Origin of the sequence: Paraclostridium dentum (assembly GCF_048568265.1) — a bacterium.
Lineage (GTDB): Bacteria > Bacillota > Clostridia > Peptostreptococcales > Peptostreptococcaceae > Paraclostridium > Paraclostridium dentum.
Genome location: NZ_CP183813.1, coordinates 1,027,306 through 1,040,102, shown reverse-complemented (window position 1 = coordinate 1,040,102; position 12,797 = coordinate 1,027,306). Strand labels below are relative to the sequence as shown.

12 protein-coding genes are annotated in these 12,797 nt (G+C 26.6%); 4 read left to right on the top strand and 8 right to left on the bottom strand.

Annotated elements, in window-relative coordinates:
• Window positions 1-99 precede the first annotated feature (99 nt).
• From pseG to pseI, 3 genes are read left to right on the top strand one after another with little or no spacing between them, the layout of a single operon-like run.
• Complete coding sequence (gene pseG / locus ACN6I1_RS04550) at window positions 100-1,113, top strand: UDP-2,4-diacetamido-2,4,6-trideoxy-beta-L-altropyranose hydrolase (protein ID WP_419742884.1); 1,014 nt, start codon at window positions 100-102, stop codon at window positions 1,111-1,113.
• Window positions 1,114-1,123: 10 nt separating this feature from the next.
• On the top strand, window positions 1,124-1,978 hold the full coding sequence (locus ACN6I1_RS04545) for a methionyl-tRNA formyltransferase (RefSeq protein WP_419742883.1): 855 nt from the start codon (window positions 1,124-1,126) through the stop codon (window positions 1,976-1,978).
• A 22-nt stretch (window positions 1,979-2,000) separates the two neighbouring features.
• On the top strand, window positions 2,001-3,041 hold the full coding sequence (gene pseI, locus ACN6I1_RS04540; RefSeq protein ID WP_419742882.1) for a pseudaminic acid synthase: 1,041 nt from the start codon (window positions 2,001-2,003) through the stop codon (window positions 3,039-3,041).
• Window positions 3,042-3,130: 89 nt separating this feature from the next.
• Here pseI and ACN6I1_RS04535 read toward each other — a convergent pair whose 3' ends face one another.
• The 7 genes from ACN6I1_RS04535 to ACN6I1_RS04505 all read right to left on the bottom strand — a co-directional run bounded on the left by ACN6I1_RS04535 (window position 3,131) and on the right by ACN6I1_RS04505 (window position 10,200).
• The gene (locus ACN6I1_RS04535) at window positions 3,131-3,574 is read right to left on the bottom strand and encodes a GNAT family N-acetyltransferase (RefSeq protein WP_419742881.1); all 444 of its coding nucleotides are present in this window, start codon (window positions 3,572-3,574) and stop codon (window positions 3,131-3,133) included.
• 13 nt (window positions 3,575-3,587) lie between these two features.
• The gene (locus tag ACN6I1_RS04530) at window positions 3,588-4,052 is read right to left on the bottom strand and encodes a MarR family winged helix-turn-helix transcriptional regulator (protein ID WP_150842512.1); all 465 of its coding nucleotides are present in this window, start codon (window positions 4,050-4,052) and stop codon (window positions 3,588-3,590) included.
• 148 nt (window positions 4,053-4,200) lie between these two features.
• Window positions 4,201-5,616 (bottom strand): carbon starvation protein A, encoded by a 1,416-nt coding sequence (locus ACN6I1_RS04525; RefSeq protein ID WP_419742880.1) that lies wholly within the window; start codon window positions 5,614-5,616, stop codon window positions 4,201-4,203.
• 216 nt (window positions 5,617-5,832) lie between these two features.
• On the bottom strand, window positions 5,833-7,755 hold the full coding sequence (locus ACN6I1_RS04520) for an FUSC family protein (protein WP_419742879.1): 1,923 nt from the start codon (window positions 7,753-7,755) through the stop codon (window positions 5,833-5,835).
• A gap of 129 nt (window positions 7,756-7,884) precedes the next feature.
• Entirely contained in the window at window positions 7,885-8,598 is a 714-nt protein-coding gene (locus tag ACN6I1_RS04515; RefSeq protein WP_419742878.1) for a carbonic anhydrase, read from the bottom strand.
• A gap of 89 nt (window positions 8,599-8,687) precedes the next feature.
• Window positions 8,688-9,164 carry an LURP-one-related/scramblase family protein gene (locus tag ACN6I1_RS04510; RefSeq protein WP_053831034.1) on the bottom strand — a complete coding sequence of 159 codons (477 nt, stop codon included), beginning with the start codon at window positions 9,162-9,164 and terminating at the stop codon, window positions 8,688-8,690.
• Between the two features lie 160 nt (window positions 9,165-9,324).
• Window positions 9,325-10,200 carry a sulfite exporter TauE/SafE family protein gene (locus ACN6I1_RS04505; protein WP_419742877.1) on the bottom strand — a complete coding sequence of 292 codons (876 nt, stop codon included), beginning with the start codon at window positions 10,198-10,200 and terminating at the stop codon, window positions 9,325-9,327.
• A 505-nt stretch (window positions 10,201-10,705) separates the two neighbouring features.
• Here ACN6I1_RS04505 and ACN6I1_RS04500 point away from each other — a divergent pair.
• Window positions 10,706-11,869 (top strand): SLC13 family permease, encoded by a 1,164-nt coding sequence (locus ACN6I1_RS04500; RefSeq protein ID WP_419742876.1) that lies wholly within the window; start codon window positions 10,706-10,708, stop codon window positions 11,867-11,869.
• Between the two features lie 162 nt (window positions 11,870-12,031).
• Here the strand turns inward: ACN6I1_RS04500 and ACN6I1_RS04495 are convergent, their stop codons facing one another.
• Window positions 12,032-12,631, bottom strand: coding sequence for a hypothetical protein (locus ACN6I1_RS04495; RefSeq protein WP_419742875.1), 600 nt, complete (start codon window positions 12,629-12,631; stop codon window positions 12,032-12,034).
• Between the last annotated feature and the right edge of the window lie 166 nt (window positions 12,632-12,797).

The window sequence follows — 12,797 nt, the reverse complement described above, 5'->3', positions numbered from 1 at the left end:
AATTTTAGTGTTCAAATAAATAAAATTTCTTTTAACATTTATACTATTAATCATATGAAAAAATAGTTCTCAATATATTAACTTATAGAGGTGATTTATTTGAACTATGTAGCTATTCGAGCTGGTGGAAATAAAAATCAAGGATTAGGCCATGTTGCAAGATGTATATCATTAGCTCAAGAACTAATTTTTAATAATTTTAAAGTTTTATTCTTAATTGATGATGATACTTATATAATAGATTTTTTAAACAAACACGGACTTGAATTTAATACTTTAATATCTAAAGATTTGAATTTAGAAATAAAAGAAACTAAAAAAATAATTAAAGATTTAAACATAGATTTATTAATAACAGACTCTTATAATCTCAATGATTTTTATTTTAAAGAAATGAAAAATACAGTTAAATATTTAGTATCAATAGATGATACTAACTTATATGATTATATAAGTGACATAGTTATTAACTATAATATCTATGCAAAAAAACTAAACTATAAATTTGATAAATACACAAAATATTTGCTTGGATGTACCTATTGTTTATTTAGAAAAGAATTTCAAGAAAATGATTATATATCTATAAATAAAACGTGTAAAAATGTTTTAATTACTATGGGTGGAACCGATGTAAATAACTATACTTATACAATTTTAAAATATCTAGATGAGTTTAATGATATAAACTTCAATGTAGTTGTAAATGAAAAATTTAATAATCTAAATAAACTTAAAGCTTTGGCAAATTCTAAATCTAATATAAACTTAATATTTAATCCAGATAATATGAAGTCTATAATGCTTAAAAATGATATAGCTATATCTGCTTCAGGTAGCACTGCTTATGAGCTTTTATCACTTTCAATTCCTTCAATCTTAATCATACAAACTGACAATCAAGAGCTTATATGTGAGGAGTTATCAAACATTAATACTTGTGTTTATGGAGGTTGGTTTGATGAACTTACTGAGCACAAATTTAATGAAATCTTTACTAAACTAGCAAACAACTGTGAATTTAGGAAAAGTATAAGCGATAACTGTAAGGGTTTAGTATGTAAAACTGGAGTAAAAAATGTAGTTCACGAAATAAAAAAATTATTTAAATAAGGAGTTTTTTATGAACATATTGTTTATGGGTGGACATGAGTTGGGTGCAAAAACACTAGAACATTTAATTAATAATAATATAAATGTAGTTGGTGTAGTTGTATCTAAAAATGATAATGATTGGTATCGTGGAGTTGATGAAGTTGCATATAAATTTAATTTAAATCTTTACGAAGAAAAAAACATCAACGACCAAAATTTTTTAAATAAAATAAAATCTTTAAACTTGGACTTAATAGTTTGTGTTAATTTTGATCAGATACTTAAAAAAGATATTATAAATTTACCAACTATAGGTTGTATAAACACACATGCATCTTTACTACCTAAGTATAGAGGGCGTGCCCCTTTAAACTGGGCTATGATTAATGGTGAACAATATAGCGGGGTTACAGTTCATTTTATAGATGAAGGTATAGATACAGGGGATATAATATTACAAGAAAAAATAAAAATAGATGAAGATGACTATATATCTGATTTATTAAATAAAGTTAAAAATACTTATCCTAAAATAGTATTAAACGCTATACAATCTTTAAAAAATAACAATATAAACTTAATAAAACCTGATTTATCAAAAGGATTTTACGTAAATAAAAGAACTAAAGACGATGGTAAAATTGACTTTTCTAAGCCTTCAAAAGATATTATAAATTTTATAAAAGCAATTTCAAAACCATATCCAGGAGCATTTTTATATAATAACAACAAGAAAATAATTATTTGGAGAGCTAGATTAGATTATAACATTTCACCTCAGTATGAAAGTTTAGATATAGGAACAGTTGTCTTTAATAACTCAAATTCACTTATAAAACTAAAAGATGCAATGCTAATTGTAACAGATTATGAATTCGAATAATAAATCTTAAGGATGTGTATTTATGATTATAGATGATTTTAAAATATCTAATGATTCACCTTGCTACATAATAGGTGAACTATCAGCAAATCATGGTGGTGATATAGATATAGCAAAACAAAGCATCAAAACTTTAAAAGAATGTGGAGCCAATGCCGTTAAAATTCAAACTTATACACCCGATACTTTAACCATTGATTGTGGTAATGATTACTTTAGGTTAAATCAAGGTAGCATATGGGATGGGACTACATTATATAAATTGTATCAAAATGCATATACTCCTTGGGAATGGCAAGAAGAACTATTTGATTATGCAAATAAAATAGGTATCACATTATTTTCAACTCCATTTGATAAATCATCAGTAGACTTTTTAGAATCCTTAAACGTTCCAGCATATAAGATAGCTTCTTTCGAAATTAGAGATATTCCACTTATAGAATACATTGCATCTAAAAATAAGCCTATTATATTGTCTACTGGCGTAGCTACTAAAAATGATATATATGAAGCTTTAAGCTCATGTAAAAAAATGGATAACATGAATATTGCTTTATTAAAATGTACATCATCTTATCCAGCAAAGTTAGAAGATTCTAACTTGGATACCATCCCTAATATGCGAAACACTTTTCATACAATAGTTGGATTGTCTGACCATAGTGTTGATATAGAAGTTCCTATAACTGCTGTTGCTCTTGGTGCTAAAATAATAGAAAAACACTTTATAATAGATAGAAGTATAGGTGGTCCTGATTCTTCATTTTCACTAGATAAAAATCAATTTAAACAAATGGTTGATTCTATAAGAAAAGTTGAAAAATGTATAGGTAAAATTTCATACAATAATGAAGATGACTTAAAAAAACATATTAAGTTTTCTAGATCTTTATTTATAGTTAAAGATATAAAAAAAGGTGAAGTGCTAAAAGAAGATAACTTAAGATCTATAAGACCTGGTTACGGCATGCACCCTAAATACTACTATAATGTGATAGGCAAAAAAGTAAATAAAGATATGAAAAGGGGTACTCCTTTAAGTCATAATGACTTAGAATAAAATATTAAATAACAAAATAATAAGGATATATATAAATTTTATTTCTTAATCTAGAAAAGATTTTAAATTTATATATATCCTTAAATAATTTACTTTCTATATAGCATATCAAGATGAGGGATATCATCTTCTAAATATATATCCGATACCTCTTTAAATCCTAAGCTCTTATAAAACTCTATTAAATATGCTTGAGCTGATATTTTTATTTCTCTTTCATTTAGCTCATTTTCTATATACTCTATAGCTTTTAGCATCATTTCTTTTGCTAGACCCTTACCTCTATATTCTTTGCTTGTTAGTACTCTACCGATAGAAGCTTCTTCAAAAGATATTCCTTTGTTTAAAATTCTTACATAAGCTGCAATCTTACCATTTTCTTTAGCAAATAAATGATATGAATTTTTATCTTTAAAATCTAAATCTTGATATGGGCACTTTTGTTCTACTACAAATACTTCTACCCTAGCACATAATATCTCATACAATTCATCTACAGTTAATTCCTCATATTTTTTTAATTTCCATTCCATATAGCTGCCTCCTCTATTTGTTTGTATAGTCTCTTTTATTTCCTTTTTTTACATACTCCCAATCTTTTTCTATATTCTTTCTCATTCTTTCTAATAAAGTAAATAGAATATCTACTTCTTCTTCACTAAACCCATTTAATGAATTCTCTGTAGATAATTCCTCTTCACTTTTTAAAATTAAATGTATTTGACTAGCTTTTTCTGATGGATATAGCTCATAAGCTCTTTTATCATTTGCATTATGTCTTTTAATGACATAATCTTTTTCAACTAATTTCTTAATAGCTTTTGCAGTTGTTGTCCTATCTACATTTAATAAATTAGATAAAACTTCTTGATTAATACCTGGATTTTCACATATTCTTACTAGAAACAAGTACTGTCCTTTTTCTAGCCCTATCTCTCTAAACTCTACATCACTTATTGTTTGTAGACATCTTGCAATTTTACCTATTTCTCTAAGAATTAAATAACTCATTTAATTCCTCCTTTAAAATACTTGAACTTTCACCTATTTTCAATTTATCATAAAATACTTGAACTTTCAAGTATTTTATGATAAATAAAGGTAGAACCTTTAAAAGATTCTACCTTTATTTTATATATATGAAATACTAACTTAATGCCTATGCTAATTCTTTATTTTCACTTCTTAATTTCTTAGCTTTTCTAGCAAATAATATAGTGAATATTATAGCCATTCCAATACCTATTGCATTAGATATTCCAGCATGTAATCTAAATCCTTCTGGCGCTTGCATTATATATGCAAATGTTACAGCTGTCATAAATATAGCAGGTATAGTACTTATAAAATGATTTTTATTGTGTTTTGCTAAGTATGCTGATCCTGTCCATAACATTATCATAGCTAATGTTTGGTTAGCCCAAGAGAAATATCTCCATATTATGTTGAAATCTATGAAAGTAAGTGCTATACCTATTACAAATAATGGTATAGATATCATAAATCTATTTTTTATACTACTTTGATCTATCTTCATTGCATCTGCTATTGTAAGTCTTGCACTTCTAAATGCTGTATCTCCACTAGTTATAGGACAAACTACAACTCCTAATATTGCAAGTCCTCCACCTATTGGTCCCATTAAAGTATTTGATATAACATTTACAACTGTAGCTGGTCCACCTTGAGATAATATAACATCTAATTGAGGAACTCCTCCAAAGAATGTCATAGCTGCAGCTGCCCATATTAAAGCTATTATACCTTCTGCAACCATTGAACCATAGAATACTCTTCTAGCTTCACTTTCTTTTTCAACACATCTTGCCATCATAGGAGATTGTGTTGCATGGAACCCAGATATTGCTCCACATGCTATTGTTATAAATAAGAATGGGAATAATGGTTGTCCTTGTGGATGTAAATTGTGAAGTGCTATATTTGGTATATCATAACCCTTAAATATTAACCCTCCTGCAACTCCAACAGCCATTATTAAAAGTGCTGCTCCAAATAGTGGATATATCTTTCCTATAACTGCATCTACTGGTAAAACAGTGGCAGCTATATAGTATATTACTATTATAACAACCCATATCTTAGCATCTATTGATGTTAAAGTTGTTAAAAGTGCTGCTGGCCCTGTCATAAATACGGTACCAACTAATATTAAAAGAACAACTGTAAATACTCTCATTAAGTTTTTAGTTGAATTTCCTAAGTATTTTCCAACTAGCTCAGAAGCTGAATCACCTCTGTTTTTCATTGACAAATATCCAGATAAGAAGTCATGAACTCCTCCTGCAAATATGGTTCCAAACACTATCCATAAAAATGCTGCTGGTCCAAATAAAGCACCTTGTATTGCTCCAAATATAGGTCCAAGTCCTGCTATGTTTAAGAATTGTATAAGGAATATTTTTTTCCATTTCATTGGAATGTAATCTACACCATCTTCAAGTGTAGTTGCTGGCGTTTTGATGCTATCATCAATGCCAAACGTTCTTTCTACAAATTTACCATAAGTATAATACCCAATTATAAGTAACGCTATTGATCCTAAAAAACTTATCACATCAATCGCTCCTTCCCTAAAAGTTAATAAAAATTCGCTTTGCTCATGTAGCTATAATTTCTTTAAGCTTAAAAAAATGATGTTAAGAATTTATTTTCTTAACATCATTATATATTGCTTTATGTTTTAATTTGTCGATTAACGAGTAAAACGTTATTTTATATTCATGAAATGCATTTTTTATGTAATGAAATGCATTTCATACGTAAATTTAAATTATAATTCATTTGAAATTTGTTTAGATAGTTTCTTAGAATTTATTATATTTTCTTTTAATTCTAAAACATCAACTAAAACTAATTGACTAAACTTATCCGCTCTTTTATTAAAACACTTAATTATATCCTCTTTAGAATTTTCTCTATGCATTAGCTTATCTACGTCATAAACTAGGTCTACTACTCCAATATTACATTGAGTAAATTTTCTAAAGTTATTAACTAAAAATCTAATATCATTCATGAACATTCGTTGATTATATAAAAAATCGTCAATGCTATTTGATAAAAGTGTCAAGTTGTTTATGTCTATTTTTTTATTTATCAAGTTATTTACAAATAACATATCTTTAACATCTTCATCTATTTTTAAGTCTAAACGACCTAATTCATATAGCTTTGAAAGTACTTTTTCATTTATCATTATAGATTTTTCAATATCTTTTTTAGTTATATCACTCATTTTGTAAGGTAATATAACTTTATTTGCGTATAATGCGATTAAAGTACCTATAACAACAAATACTAGTCTATTTACAGATATCATCTCTAAGCTACTAGTCATAGCTGCTGCACCTAATGCAGAAATTGTTGTACATATCATTTGGTCTTTATATTTAGTTTGGAAGTTGCTTATATACCCAACTACAAGTATAACTAATGTTCTCGCAGAATTATCTTTTATTAAGTAAAATAAGATTTCAAAAATTACTAATCCTATTACAGTACCTACAAGTCTATCCTTACCTTTTACCTTACTAGCTTCAAGATAAGGTTGAACTATAGATGATAAACTAAACACTAACCATTTTCCATATTCAATGTTAAAAATACTAACTATAAAAACACCAATACTTGTAACAATAGCTCCTCTTAATGCAAAAGTAAACTTAAGAGAATCCTTGCTTATATTATTTTTTAAATCATCTACTCTATCTAATAAATTTGTTACAAAATAATTTTCCTTAATTTTATCTATTTTTTTATCCCTTGAATCTTTTAAATCATAACTTAATAAATCTGCTGCATCTTTAAGTTCATATATTAAATAATAATTTGGTTCTATTTTATCTGTGTCCTCAGCATAGCTACTTAGCTTATTTATTAATTCATCTATACTTAATTTTTCATCTATAAAATTCTCAATTTCTATTAATAAGTTCTTTATTTCATTAAATGTTTTAAAATAACCTTCATTATCATTTCTATCATCTTTAATTTTACCTATTGTTAAGTTAATACTTTCTAAAAATCTACTTATAAATAAACTTTGCATACATTCAATAGGTAAGTTTACATCTTTGTCTATTCTTTTATACATATCAGATATCAAGTCTCTTATTCCTATGTATGTTTTTTTGTTTAACTCATTTACAAAATCTAAATTTTTATTTTCTAATATACAGTTTATTTCCTCATTTATATATTCTACAGAATTTTTTATTGTTTTTTTAGATTGTGTTTTAAGTTTGTTTTTATTAGCTAGCATCTGAATTGCCATTATTGCTAATCCACAAAATACAAGAGCTAATAATCTAGTTGGTAATTCTTTTATATCAACAGGACTGTATAACATAAATAGATATCCTAATGTAAAAGCTACATAAGTAGGTTTTTTCGTATTATATGTAAAATTATATAAAACTGTAAATATTACTATAAAAGTTATAATTAATGATAAAATTGAATTATTTGCGGCTAGAAAAGCTCCTATACCTAATACAACCTCTAAACATACAAAATATATTGTATTTCTTACTGGGTTTATAGTGTAATCTGTCCCTAGTAAAGATAGAGCGGCTGTAATACCTGCAACTCCAACCAATGTATTTGCATCTCCAAACACACTTTTAAAACCTATAATTGCTGCTACTATAACTACAAACATTATGGTAGTAGATAATATTTTTTTCTTCTCCATAATAAATCTCCTTTGATGTTTATCAAAATTTTTCTATAGAATTATATACCACTACTTATATGCTTTTAAAACACAAAAGGAGTAATTTCTTATTACTCCCTTTAAGTTTAAATTTTCCGAATTATAAAATTAGTCTACCCATTTAACTAAACCTGTTTTCATATCGTAAGTAGCTCCAGTTACTTTAACTTTTTTCTCATTAATATATTTTTTTACTATTTCATTTTCTTTAATTAAATTAATTGAATTATCAATATTAAAGTTAACTGCATTATTATAAATTTCTTCTTTTGATCCCCCTTGTAATTTTGCTTTTTCATAACTTGGTTTAATTTTTTGAACTATAGTTTCTAATTTTCCATTAACATGATCTTTAGACGCTCCCTCTACAGCTCCACAATCATTATGACCCATAACTACAACTAAAGGTACATCTAATTTACTTATAGCGTATTCAATACTTCCTAATACAGTGTCATCAACTACATTTCCAGCTACTCTAATCACAAATAGTTCTCCTAATCCTGTATAAAATATATTTTCAGGAACTACTCTTGAATCAGAACAAGTTAAAACAACAGCATACGGCTTTTGTCCACTCTCATTAAGTTTTTTTCTTGCATCTTTGTCAATTATATTTTTATTGTATGTAGCATCTAGATATATTTCATTTCCTTTTTTCAATCTACTTAAAGGATCTTCCTTTGTATAACTATAAGTTTGAATAATATTTTGATTCTCATTACTTAAACTCGTTTTTTCCATCTCTTCAACAAATGTCTTTACGCAAAATAATGCTGCAAGTATAAAAATTGCTAACAATAATTCTTTTTTTTCTTTCATATATATCACCTATACATATAAATATTATTTTTCCAAACTTATTGTTACCTAAAAATATATATTGATGCGAAAAAATGTTTAATTTAAAACTACTTACTTCTCTGTTTATCAATTATATCATCAACTATAACTGCTAAAGTTAAAATAAATGCTTCATCTTCAAAATCAGTTTCTACATTGTAACTATCTGTAAAAGTAAAAACTTCTTTATGAATTCTAGCTATTTGCTCACTTCCTTTATATATTTCATAATTGTGATCAATTATATCCCCTGTTACATTTAAATCCCCATATTTACTTTCTATTTTTATACTATCTCTCATAAATGAAGGCTTTTTATTTACTTCCGCTACAACTTCATTACCTTCTTTAACTTGATATTTAGCTAGCAGCGATATTACAGTTTCTTTAACAGAATATAATGTTTTTTCATCTTTAATAAGATCAAATTGAAGCCCTACTGCAAATAATTTATTGTCTACAAAGAATACTTCTTCATTTTCTTCATTTTGTATCCAGAAGTCTTCTTTAATTTTAAACAATTTAGATTTCATATAATATTTCATTATTTTTCCCCTTCAACTTTAATATTTACCTATATTATCTATTATATAGTTTACTTGTATTCATAATGATAATATCAATAGATTTTAAGTTTTTCTAGCTATAAATTTTAATACAAAAAAAGAAAGCGATAAAAATCACTTTCTTTTTTATTATATTAAATTATTCTGCTCTTTCAGATTTAAATGCTTTTCTTAACATTGATATAGAAGTGTAAGTTATAACTACTATAACTACCCATTTTAGTATATCAATTGGCATACTCTTAACTATAAATGCAGCTATAAATACTCCTACAACTCCACCTATTGTTATAAAGAATGAAGTTTTTTTAGCGTAAGCTCCTTCTTTTATAAACTTAGTACTTGCAACTGGCATTAACATCGCACAAGATCCCATCATTATAGGGAAAGCAACGTCTGGTGACATTCCTAAGAAGTAAACCATAGCCATACATGGAGAATATAATCCAACACCTGCAGTCATTAGTGCTCCTAATATAAAATTACCTATTATTCCTATAACTAATTTTGCTCCACTTAATCCTGTAGCAGTTCCGCCTCCAGGCATTAATTCTAATTGAGCTAATAACATTAAAAGTGCAGTTATTGCTAATGCAATTCCCATTATAATTTGTATCTTACGTTCATCCATCTTAGCTATAACTCCAGCTCCAAGGTATGAACCTACTACAGCTGCTCCTATTAAGCATATTAAAGTTACTGGATCTACCTTTATAACAGTTGTAAATATAAATGCTTCTAAAACAACTGGTATAGTGTGACATACATTTAATGTACCAGGTATTAATCTGTCTGATATATTCATCTTTAAAGCATTAAACATTGCAACCGTTGGTGCAAAAGATCCTATTCCCAGTGTGTCAAAAAAGTCTGTTACAAAACCTGTTGCTAATGCTTTACCTGTTGATACATCTTCAAAATTATTTTCTGATTTTGCTTTTGCTATATCCTTGAAATATGAAAATCCAAAGAAAGCTGTAAATACACCTAGTAAAACTCTTATTACGTTAATCATAGTTGAACCCCCTAATATATACTTGTTTTTTCCCCTTAGTCATCACATTCGTGAGTCGGCTCATTTCAACTTTCACCCCCTGTAAAAGCCTAATACCTTTTAAAAAAGCAAGTATTGTGCCACTTGTTCTTTTATTAACAATAAAATTTTAAATCGTTGAAATCTTTCAAATCTTTGGTATTTTATATATATTTGCGTTTACTTTTATTTATTCCTAAATTTTGTGTAATTTATTCTAAACTTGTCAAAAAGTCAACAAATAGACGTTTTTTTATGGACAATCAAAAGAAAATATTCTATTAATGGCTATTTTACTTACTTTTTAGATTTAATTTTCACAACGTCAATTTTCAGACTATTGTCATTTTTTAGACGCATCTTTCATTAAGTATATGATGTCCTAAATTATAATTTTTTATGATATTTTTTAATTTTACTTATAGATAAAAATAAGCTTCTATTGTAAAATCTTTTAAGGTAGAAAAAACATATAGGGAGATTTTAAATGCTTAATAATAACAACCAAGAACTATCAATTCCAATAATTGATAATCATAACTCTAATAAGAACAATTTAAAAAACTTTATAAAAAAAGAAATAGTACTAATACTTTCAGCTTCTTTAGCAATTATAACTTCTTTTATATCTAGTCCAAAATTATCATATATTGATTTTAAGGTTTTAATACTACTATTTAATCTTATGGTAGTTGTTGCAGCTTTTAAGGAACTTAAAGTTTTAGATAGCATCGCTATATCATTATTAAAAAAATGTAGTACTTATACGTCAATATCATTTGCACTTGTGTTTATAACTTTTTTAGCATCAATGGTAGTCACAAATGATGTAGCACTTATTACCTTTGTTCCTCTTAGTATAGTGGTTGCTAAAAAGTCAGATATTAATGTGTTAAAAATAGTTATTTTACAAACACTTGCTGCAAATTTAGGAAGTAGTTTTACTCCTATGGGTAATCCTCAAAATCTATTTATATACTCTTTTTATAATTTAGATCCTAGTGACTTTTTTAAGATAACTGCTCCTTTGGTAATTTTTTCTGTACTGTTTTTAAGTGTTATCATATTAAAAAGTAAAAAAATCAAGTTAGACTTACACTTAGAAGATGTAGAAATTAAAAATAAAAAAGATGTAATTTTCTTTTCTATATTATTTGCTATTATACTTTTATCTGTTTTTCATATAGTAGACTATAGGCTAGCATTTAGTATAACTTTATTAACTGTACTTATCCTAAATAAAAAATTGCTAACACAAATTGATTATTCATTACTTATTACATTTATAGGATTTTTCATATTTATAGGAAATATTTCTACAATGGATTCTATTAGAAGTTTTATGATAGGAATTTTAAATAGTCCTCAGTCTACTTTTATAACTTCAATACTATCTAGTCAGGTTATAAGTAATGTTCCAGCTACTATGCTTTTATCTGGATTTACAAATAACTTTAAAGAACTATTACTCGGTGTGAATATTGGAGGTATGGGTACTCTTATAGCCTCTTTAGCTAGTGTTATTTCATATAAGATTTATACTAATGAATTTAAAGATGATAGCTCTACTTATTTAAAATATTTTACATTTTATAATGTATTAGGACTTATAGTTACAATTCCAATAGTTTATTTAATTTTATTTGTTTAGACGTAAAAAAGGTGTATCCCAAAGTTTCGGATAAATATATAAGTTTTTCTTACAAAGCTTATGTGTTTATCCTTTTCTAATTTTGGTATACACCTTTTTTAAATTTATATTATTAATTTCCGCTTATAAATCCCCATTTATAATTTTTTGTATTGCTTTTAATTATTTTTTTATAACATACCCATCATCTGGAACAAATTTAACAGTTACATTTTTTAAATCTATAGTTGCTCCATCTCTTAATGCTACATTTTGTTGCTCCCTTTGATAGAAGTCTGAACTTCCGCTAACTCCCATGATTAAGTTTACTTTAAAGTCTGAAGATTGTACGTTTCCTCCACCTTTAACTGCTGTTAAGTCATATACTCCTTCTGGTATATCCTTACCTACTAAATATGTACCATTCCCCAATGTTACACTTCTAGCATCTAACTCAGCTTGTTTCTTTTCTTTTGCTAATCTTTCTTGCTCTGCTTTAAGTTCCGCTTCTTTTTTTTCAGATTCAATTTTCATAGCTTCTTTTTCAGCGTTATCCATTTTGAAAAATGGCTCTGCTTCTTTAACTTTTCCCTCTAAGTCAGTTATAGTTTTTTTAGAATTATCTAATTCACTTTTAGTTGTTTCATAGTTAGATTTTACTTTATTGTATTCATCTTCACTTATCCCTTTTGGTGCTACTCCTATCCCTAATATAAAGCACACCACTCCAACTATAACTAATGCTTTGTTGTTTCTTAAAAATTCTTTGATTCTGTCTTTCATTTATGTCTCCTCTTACCTATAAATATTAATAATTGCATATTAGTGCTCAAACAATATATCATATTATTTATAAAAAATTTGCCTTTTCTTGTCGAAAGAGAATAATTATTTTTATAGTAATTGGATTTTCTAATAATAATAACCCCTATGTCATGTTTTCCGACAT